The sequence below is a fragment of the Candidatus Paracaedibacter symbiosus genome (genome assembly GCF_000757605.1).
GTDB lineage: Bacteria > Pseudomonadota > Alphaproteobacteria > Paracaedibacterales > Paracaedibacteraceae > Paracaedibacter_A > Paracaedibacter_A symbiosus.
The window spans coordinates 636,659-645,250 of the sequence record NZ_JQAK01000001.1 but is presented as its reverse complement, the minus strand read 5'-3'; the positions used below and the strand labels follow the sequence as shown (position 1 = coordinate 645,250).

At 38.7% G+C, this 8,592-nt stretch carries 10 protein-coding genes and 2 pseudogenes; 9 read left to right on the top strand and 3 right to left on the bottom strand.

Annotated elements, in window-relative coordinates:
* Positions 1 to 79: 79 nt before the first annotated feature.
* Positions 80 to 205, bottom strand: a pseudogene (locus tag IG80_RS16115) (IS6 family transposase); the annotation flags it as partial.
* 321 nt (positions 206 to 526) lie between these two features.
* On the opposite strand from IG80_RS16115, the gene IG80_RS0103050 reads away from it, so the two are divergent.
* The 4 genes from IG80_RS0103050 to IG80_RS0103035 all read left to right on the top strand — a co-directional run bounded on the left by IG80_RS0103050 (position 527) and on the right by IG80_RS0103035 (position 3,316).
* Positions 527 to 1,087 carry a hypothetical protein gene (locus IG80_RS0103050; RefSeq protein ID WP_032112527.1) on the top strand — a complete coding sequence of 187 codons (561 nt, stop codon included), beginning with the start codon at positions 527 to 529 and terminating at the stop codon, positions 1,085 to 1,087.
* Between the two features lie 20 nt (positions 1,088 to 1,107).
* Positions 1,108 to 2,004, top strand: a complete 897-nt coding sequence (locus IG80_RS0103045; RefSeq protein WP_032112526.1) for a hypothetical protein — start codon at positions 1,108 to 1,110, stop codon at positions 2,002 to 2,004.
* A 65-nt stretch (positions 2,005 to 2,069) separates the two neighbouring features.
* On the top strand, positions 2,070 to 2,297 hold the full coding sequence (locus IG80_RS15525) for a hypothetical protein (RefSeq protein ID WP_032112525.1): 228 nt from the start codon (positions 2,070 to 2,072) through the stop codon (positions 2,295 to 2,297).
* Positions 2,294 to 3,316 (top strand): GtrA family protein, encoded by a 1,023-nt coding sequence (locus IG80_RS0103035; protein WP_032112524.1) that lies wholly within the window; start codon positions 2,294 to 2,296, stop codon positions 3,314 to 3,316. The genes IG80_RS15525 and IG80_RS0103035 overlap by 4 nt, the downstream gene beginning before the upstream one ends.
* A 403-nt stretch (positions 3,317 to 3,719) precedes the next feature.
* On the opposite strand, the gene IG80_RS13800 is transcribed toward IG80_RS0103035, so the two are convergent.
* Positions 3,720 to 4,319 carry an IS6 family transposase gene (locus tag IG80_RS13800; protein ID WP_232224309.1) on the bottom strand — a complete coding sequence of 200 codons (600 nt, stop codon included), beginning with the start codon at positions 4,317 to 4,319 and terminating at the stop codon, positions 3,720 to 3,722.
* Positions 4,320 to 4,512: 193 nt separating this feature from the next.
* Positions 4,513 to 4,707: pseudogene (locus tag IG80_RS14930) on the bottom strand (IS6 family transposase); the annotation flags it as partial.
* A gap of 380 nt (positions 4,708 to 5,087) precedes the next feature.
* Here IG80_RS14930 and ubiE point away from each other — a divergent pair.
* The 5 genes from ubiE to IG80_RS0103005 all read left to right on the top strand — a co-directional run bounded on the left by ubiE (position 5,088) and on the right by IG80_RS0103005 (position 8,589).
* The gene (gene ubiE, locus IG80_RS0103025) at positions 5,088 to 5,828 is read left to right on the top strand and encodes a bifunctional demethylmenaquinone methyltransferase/2-methoxy-6-polyprenyl-1,4-benzoquinol methylase UbiE (RefSeq protein ID WP_052045939.1); all 741 of its coding nucleotides are present in this window, start codon (positions 5,088 to 5,090) and stop codon (positions 5,826 to 5,828) included.
* A gap of 198 nt (positions 5,829 to 6,026) precedes the next feature.
* Positions 6,027 to 6,521 (top strand): dUTP diphosphatase, encoded by a 495-nt coding sequence (gene dut / locus IG80_RS0103020; protein WP_032112522.1) that lies wholly within the window; start codon positions 6,027 to 6,029, stop codon positions 6,519 to 6,521.
* On the top strand, positions 6,454 to 7,023 hold the full coding sequence (locus IG80_RS0103015; RefSeq protein ID WP_232224308.1) for an SH3 domain-containing protein: 570 nt from the start codon (positions 6,454 to 6,456) through the stop codon (positions 7,021 to 7,023). The genes dut and IG80_RS0103015 overlap by 68 nt, the downstream gene beginning before the upstream one ends.
* Positions 7,020 to 7,799 carry an ATP-binding cassette domain-containing protein gene (locus tag IG80_RS0103010; protein ID WP_032112521.1) on the top strand — a complete coding sequence of 260 codons (780 nt, stop codon included), beginning with the start codon at positions 7,020 to 7,022 and terminating at the stop codon, positions 7,797 to 7,799. Before IG80_RS0103015 ends, IG80_RS0103010 begins: the two co-directional genes overlap by 4 nt.
* Entirely contained in the window at positions 7,792 to 8,589 is a 798-nt protein-coding gene (locus IG80_RS0103005; protein ID WP_052045935.1) for a metal ABC transporter permease, read from the top strand. Before IG80_RS0103010 ends, IG80_RS0103005 begins: the two co-directional genes overlap by 8 nt.
* Positions 8,590 to 8,592 lie beyond the last annotated feature (3 nt).

Here is an 8,592-nt window from a genome sequence, read left to right as displayed (position 1 = left end):
CTGATGGCCAACACGCGGTTGATGATGCTCGTATAACTTCGTATAATGTATGCTATACGAAGTTATTACGCTAATGTTCTCTGTACACCCTGAGGGGTGATTTGAACTTAATCAGACATTTCTCTTTGCGGCGTGTAGGTAAATGAGCATTTTCAGCTCGATTGTTTAATCCTTTATGGAATCGGTGTTGAGTTCCCCGGCACATAGCCCGGTCTGAGGCGGATCAAGGGCTCCTTCGCGTCTAATGAGTCCACTTGAGAACATCTTTTGCATCTTCAATAGTTAACTTGACGGCGCCTCATTAACCGGTAAAGCTCATTGTCGCCTAATATGTAACTCAGAAAAAATGAGGGTTTGTGGCTGGAAGGCCTATTAAATGTTGCATAATTCACCAACATTATTACGAATAATAACCTATTTTATTACGCTTCCTTGGAAAAATATTAATAAATTTGAATTCTATTATTGAATATGGTATTAGCTTGAGATGTTTTACCTTTTTTGTCATGATTTGTTGGTATCATAAATGGATAGTCTAATTATATGTTTAGTTTTTAATATAGTTGGAATAGGTATTTCTTATCTATTAAACTTTATTGGGCCAAAGGAAAAAATCTCTGGGAAAACTGGAACGTTGATCTTTTTTGGTTTTTTAGGAGGGATGCTTTTAACATATACTCTTTGGCTTTTCCTCCCTTATAGCTTAAACATTGCTTGCTATATAATATTTGTAATTGCGGCTATAGGCTTAGCGCTATCTATCAAAAACGGAGAAATAGAGTCTGTCTTAAAATCTGATTATTGGATAGTACTTTTATTATTGTTACCTTTTATTATCCTGGTGCAGTATAACCCAGGAAGTTGGGATGAATTTTCACATTGGCTTCTACTTCCAAAAGCTTTTTATTATCAACTTACTCTTACACCGACACCGATAGAATGCTCTACTAGCGACTATACCCCCTTATGGGCATTGCAGGCAGTATTCTTTCAGTTTTTTCTTTTCCATCAAATTTTAATGAATCAATTGTTTTTGTTGCTAGGCTTAGCTTTTTTTTATCCTTTTTATTTTTTGTTAAAGAAATAACAAAATTAAATAACGTTTCAATGGCTTTTCTAACTTTAGCAATAGTTCTTATTATGCGAAAGACCAGTGAATATTTGCTAATAGAATTCCCGATATATTTGATATTATCAGTTATTTTATTTTTAATTGAAAATATCTCAAAGAAAGAAGATGGATACCTTCCCAGAAACGTTAGTCTGCTTACTATCGCTCTTTTATCTGCTTATATGATTAAAAAACCTTTAATTTCTGCTCTTATGCCAGCAATTATTATTCTATGGAGAGCTGGTTATAGGAAACAGGTCTGTTATTTAGCGGTACTTTTTATAGCTACTTATCTTTCTTGGAAAATTAAGTCCTCACATTTAGTAGTACAATCCCCTCAATCCACTTTTGACATTCAAGCGCTTTGGGGAAGTAAAGCACTTGGAGTATATACACAGGTTTTAAAACAATCCCTGCAAATGAAACTTAAATTTATCCTTCTTATTTTAAGTTTTGCTCTTATGTGGTGGAGAAAAAAAGATGTGTTTACATTCTATTTAATTTTTTCCGTAACATATTATTTTGGTCTGATTGGGGCATACATTTTTGCATTCTCAGACTTTGAAGCCTCTTACCTAGCTTCCTATAATAGATATTTAGGGATTTTGGTTGTTCCATCGTTCATCTATTCCCTTTATATTGCTATCTCTGAGCTAGAGAAACTTTTCATTAATAGACGGTTATGGAGAGAAGAAAAAATAAAAAATAAATATGCATTTTCTGTGCTTATGGCGAGCGTACTAATTCTTTTTTCTTATCATTCTCATAGTAGACCTAGACTTTATAATGTCATGGAGGGGGATTACAAGCCATTCATTACGGATCCCGTTAAGGAATACTATTTAAAACTAAAAGAAAAATATGATTTAAAAGAAAAAAAATTTTTCTCATAGAGCAGGGGGGAACAGGGGAAAAGCTTCTCCGCTTCAAGTATTATGTTTATGAGGATAGCCGACATATGAGTGGGGGATCATTTGGACCTACAAATGATAACTATTGGCGGGTAGTCGTAAATAATGAAAAAGATTTTATTAAAAGATTAGATAGTTATGATATTATTATTGTATTGCCCTCTGACCAATGGATGAACGATATCATTTCAAAATTGACTCGTCTCCAGACCGCAGGCTTACAAAATTATGCCATAGTAAAAAATGCCCAACAATATGGGTTAATAATCTTATGAAAATTTGTTTCATCATCCCTAGCTATGAACCAGATAGAAAACTTATCGTTCTATTAAAAGAAATTCTAGGAAAAACGGATAAATATATCTTTGTGGTTGATGATGGTAGTAAAAATAAAGCCATATTTAAAGACCCTATTTTTTCAAACAATAGAATTATTTTAATTACCCATGCCATCAATCTGGGGAAAGGAGCAGCCCTAAAAACAGCATTTAACTATATTCTTGTGCATCATCCTGATATTTTAGGATCTATCACACTTGATGCTGATGGCCAACACGCGGTTGATGATGCCATTAATGTATCTTTGGCCTTAAATGAAAAAAATGAATTGGTTTTAGGAGCAAGAGATTTTAGCCTTCATGATAAAACCCCTCCCCTAAAATCCAGAATTGGCAACCTTTTGACCCGAAATATTTGGCGTTTTGTGGTAGGGTATAAAATCACCGATACTCAAACAGGTCTTCGGGGTATTTCTAGCAGGCTAATGAGAGAATGTCTTCAGATCGAAGCAAATCGTTATGATTTTGAAATGGAGATGCTATTAAAAGCTCAAAAGATTGGTATTTCTCCTTATGAAATCCCTATTCGAATGATCTATATTGATGATAATAAGGGAAGCCACTTTAATCCAATATTCGACTCATTTAAAATATATTTTGTTATCTTAAGGTTTTCTATATCATCTTTCCTCAGCTTTATTGTGGATTACTCATTTTATTTCCTATTTATCCTTATGTTTTCTCTTCCTATAACTTTTTCCTTTATTTTCGCTAGATTTATAGCATTTATTTTTAATTATAATATAAATAAAAGAGTTGTATTTAAATTTAATCAAAAATGGTCTTTCTATAAATATATTCTGCTATTCATGATTAACCTTTTTATAGGGAGCATTTTTATGGGCGGTATAGAACTATATGGATATAACGCATTTTACGCTAAAGTGTTAATTGAATTAATTCTGTTCTTCTTTAACTTTTTCCTTCAAAGAGAGTGGGTTTTTAAAAAAGACTAGCTGCTATTGCCTTCACCCAATTATATACTGAACGCCCCTCAAACTTCGGAAAAATTATGCCTCCTATATTTGAGCTTGATTTTCCGCTGAGCCTCGTAAACTTAACAAAAGCACAAAATAGTGATAAAAAAAGGAAAAAATAAATAAGGCTATGTAATAGCTCATGACTTTAAGTAAAGCTCTCAAACGTCACCGATTCCCGATATCAATAATTAACCAGCTGTGGTGCATGAATAGGCAAAAAGGTTGATTCTGGTTAGGCTGTGTTACTTTCAACTCATTGCTAGTTTTAAAACGAGAGTTTAATTGTCCGCGTACATGAGAGGAATGAAAAAAATAGGAACGCTATGGGAAGCGTCAAGTTAACTATTGAAGATGCAAAAGATGTTCTCAAGTGGACTCATTAGACGCGAAGGAGGCCTTGAGCCGCCTCAGACCAGATGGTGCAAGCGGCTCTAAAAGCATCTCTTCTCTCAGATGCTTTTTTCAAATATCGCCCCACCCCTATGGCAAAAAGATTACGAACTTTTCCCATAAGGGCTAATGTTCTCTGCACACCCTGAGGGGATTTAAACTTAATCAAACATTTTTCTTTACGGCGTGTAGGTAAATGAGCATTTTCAGCTCGATTGTTTAATCCTTTATGGAATCGGTGTTGAGTTCCCCGGCACATAGCTTGTATTGGTTTTTTGTAGCTTCTCAATTTATCCGTGATAATGACCCTGGGAATAGGATAACTACTTAATAATCGGCTTAAAAACCGAATTGTCACTTTCTTATTCCGACGTTTCTGAAGAAAGACATCCAGTTCATAGCCATCAGAATCGACTGCACGCCATAAAATAAATATCTCTCCATTGACCTTTACTGTCATTTCATCAATGTGCCACTTATCCGAAGGTTTCCTCTCCAGTTTTTTGATGACGTTTCTGAAATGGCTTGAAAATTTGATGCTCCAAGACCGAATCGTTTCATAAGAGACTTGAATTCCTCGATAAGCCATCTGTTCGTCATTCAATATTTCGATAGCTATTATTAAACCGATGATAAATCCATACAGCCTGGCTAATAATAGAAACAGGAAATCGATGACGACGGGGGGCTACTGATAATGTCATGTTCTAACTCTTAAGCCTTTTTCCCCTATCTAACACTCTCAAGCTTTTTTGCCTAGGTTAACTTGACGCTTCCTATCAACGTATTCTTTTCTCAAACTCAGGAGCATAATGCTGAATCCAACGGTAGATCGTTGTATGGTCAACTTCTATAACGCGTTCACAAACCATTTCTTCTAGTTGGCGGTAACTAATGGGGTAGTGTAGGTACCAGCGTAAGCATTGGAGAATAACTTCGGGTACAAAATGACGATATCGAAACTCTTTAGGTCTCATAGATATGCTCTGATATATACTTAATTGACCTTACACTATCATCACATTCTAAATTTGCAATAGATCCAAATTAGCCACATCTACAGAAATGGCGATTGATCGGTATAAAAAGGAATCTTTTACTGCTATTTTCATGGATTTAAGTAACGAAAAGAAAGAGATGTATTCCTTGCCTGTAACTGAAAAACTCCGTCTTTCTCTTTCTGAAGACCGCACCCTCATCTGGATTTGAGCAAACTTAAAAGCCTGGTAGCGACTATATTAGGCAGAATATAGTTTCTAATCTTTCCTATTACTATCTCTTCAGGTATTTTAGGTATAGAGATAACCCTCAATAAACTGTACTCTGCATAGAACGAAACAATAGGAACATCATCTCCATGTCACTCACAGATTTTGGCTTTCAAAAAGTTGACCCTAAAGAAAAAACAAAACGCGTTCGGGGTGTTTTTGAAAGTGTCGCTCGTAACTATGATATAATGAATGATTTGATGAGTCTTGGTATTCATCGTCTCTGGAAACAGGATATGGTGAAACAGTTGCCTCTCCAGCCAAAAATGAAAATCTTGGATGTAGCGGGGGGGACAGGCGATATCTCCTTTCTGATGCAGGAAAAATATCGACACCTTGACCTTGAGATCACTATTTGTGATTTAACGCCTTCCATGTTAGAAGTAGGACGTGATCGTGCGGTGAATAAAGGATTGCTTCATGGGATTGACTGGGTTTGTGGGAATGCCGAACAGTTGCCAATTCCAGAGAATTCTGTTGATCTTTACACCATTGCCTTTGGATTGCGGAACGTGACCCACATTGAAGTTGCTTTAAAAGAAGCTCACCGAGTTTTAAAGCCAGGCGGGGTTTTTGCCTGCCTTGAGTTTAGTAATGTGAAGTCTGCTTTCTTCAGCAAAGTCTATGAATTTTATTCTTTTTCCTTGTTACCTTGGCTTGGGGAAAAAGTGGCAGATGACCGCGAATCCTATCAATATTTAGTTGAAAGCATTCGCCGGTTTCCCGCACAAGAAAAATTAGCTTTAATGCTGAAAGAGGCAGGAATGCAAACCACTAGTTGGCAAAACTTAATGAATGGGATATCTTGTTTACATATAGCTAAAAAATAACTGAGATAGGTGAGGCGCTAACATCTAACCTTTGGATAAAAAGGGTGAGGGATAATGAGCGCCTTTCATATGTCAGACATGTTACTTTCGTGACCGCGTATGGCTCGTGGTAATTCCCTCCTCCGCTTATGTCGAGGAGATTGCCTCAAAGCTTAGGCTCTACGTGAGTGAGGTAATTTAAAATTAAAAAGGAAGAATATGTTAGCCACACAATCAAAAATAATAAAGACCGACTCTTCAGATGTGGTCATTACTATTCAAAAACTCCCCCATGGTCAGGACTTACCACTTCCTGCCTATGCAACAAGGCTCAGTGCAGGAATGGATCTGTTAGCCGCGATTGAGGAGCCTATCACCTTAACCCCAGGAATGCGACATCTCATCCCTTCGGGAATTGCCATTGCCTTGCCAGAAGGATTTGAAGCGCAGATCCGCTCCCGTTCAGGGTTGGCGTTAAAGCATGGTGTGGTGGTCTTGAATGCGCCGGGAACAATTGACGCAGATTATCGTGGCGAATTAAAGGGAATTATGGTTAATCATGGTTCTGAACCTTTCATTATTACGCCAGGGATGCGGTTTGCACAATTAGTGATAGCACAAGTTGCTCATGCGGAATGGAATCCGGTTGCAATACTTAATGATTGTCAGAATACTGATCGTGGTGCGGGTGGTTTTGGGTCAACAGGCCTTTAATAAGAGTAAATTTAAGGATAGTATTTTGCGGGCAATCGTTTTTATTTTATTATTATTCACTCAACAGGTGGTAGCTGCACCTGAAAAATTACCCTTGCCTCGGTTTGCTTCCTTGCGTTCCAATAAAGTTAATATTCATGTCGGACCTGGTTCAGGTTTCCAAACCGAATGGACGATTCATCGTCAGGGATTGCCGATTGAAATTATTGCAGAATTTGATATCTGGCGCCAAATTCTCTATCTAGATGGAACCAAAGGTTGGGTTCATAAAAGCTTATTAACTGGGACAAGAACAGCCGTGGTGGTGGGGAAAACACACCCTCTCAGAAGTAGCGCAACAACGGATGCCCCTATTGTGGCTCACGTAGAGCCAGATGTCATCGTCAAACTTAACCAGTGTGTAGAAAATTGGTGTTATGTAGATATTAAAGGCTACAAAGGTTGGATGGAGCGTGCTGCTCTTTGGGGGGTCTATCGCCATGAAAAAAAGAAGTTTAGATGAGCATCTTCTCCCCTCTTATCAGCCTTAATCATGTCAGCTATCATTCCTCACAACAGGAAGGTAAAGATCCAATTTTGAAAGGTATTTCGCTTGATATTACTTCCAAGAAGATCGTGACGATTATCGGGCCAAACGGAGCAGGAAAGACGACTCTTCTCAAGCTTATCTTGAAGTTAATTACCCCAACGACTGGTACTATCGACTACGCTAATGACCTTAGAATTGGTTATATGCCCCAGCAATTGACGATGAATACATTGATGCCGTTAACGGTGGAGAGATTGCTGCAGCTGGCAACGCCACGTCCCAATAAAGAAATTGATGGAATTATCGAAGAAGCTTTAGTGGAAGTAGGGGCTTTACACCTTTTGCAACAATTAGTTCACCTGCTCTCAGGTGGGGAGCGTCAACGGGTGATGCTGGCAAGAGCTTTAATACCAGATCCCAATCTTTTGGTGTTGGACGAACCAGCTCAAGGAGTGGATGTGATTGGTCAAGAAGATCTTTATCAACTGATTGCTAAAATCCGGGATCAGCGCCACTGTGGCATTGTCCTGGTTTCCCATGATTTACATACCGTCATGCGGGCGAGTGATGAAGTCATTTGCTTGAACGGCCATATTTGCTGTTCTGGACACCCTGATGCAGTGATGCGGCATCCTTCTTATCAAATTCTTTTCCAAGGACGAACCCTTGCTGAGCCGGTGATTACTACCTACACGCATGATCATGACCATTGCCATGATCATGTTTGCGAAGGTCACCATCATGGTTGATTTTTTTCTGTATGATTTTATGGGGCGTGCTTTACTTGCAGCTATGGGAATGGGCTTTATCTCTGCCGTCATGGGCTGTTTTCTGGTATGGAGACGTATGGCCTTTTTTGGGGATGCAATGGCGCATGCTGCTGTTCTTGGTGTTGCTCTTGGCGTTATTTTAGAGGTAAACACTTATCTGTTTATTGCTGTGATTTGTCTAATGACAGCGGTAATTATAGGGGCGGCGCAGCAGAGAAGTTCTATTCCAATAGACACGTGGTTGGCGGCAATATCTTATACTTCTTTGGCGCTGGGAATCATTCTTATTGCCAAAACCAAAGGAATTCGCATTGACCCAGAAGCCATTTTATTTGGCGATATTTTATCGGTCAGCCGACAAGATCTTGCCTGGATTTATGGTGTAGTTGTGGTGGTATGGGGCTTTATTTTGGTGCGTTGGCAGCCGTTGTTGCTATTAACATTAGATGAAGAACTTGCTGTGACAGCGGGTGTGAATGTCACTAGTATGCGGCTTGCTTTCACCATTTGTTTAGCGATTGTCACTGCGGTTGGAATAAAAGCCTCAGGAGCGTTATTATTGCCAGCTCTGATGATTTTGCCGGCTGCGTCGATGGCGCGCTTTGCCAGAAGTCCTGAAGTGATGGTGGCGGGCGCAACGGTGATTTCGCTCTTAAGCGTTACCTTAGGCATCTTAGGATCCTTCCACTTCGACACCCCCTCCGGTCCCACCATTATTGTCACCGCCTGCGGATTTTTTCTATTATCGAGTATGTTACGGCGTTCATAAGTC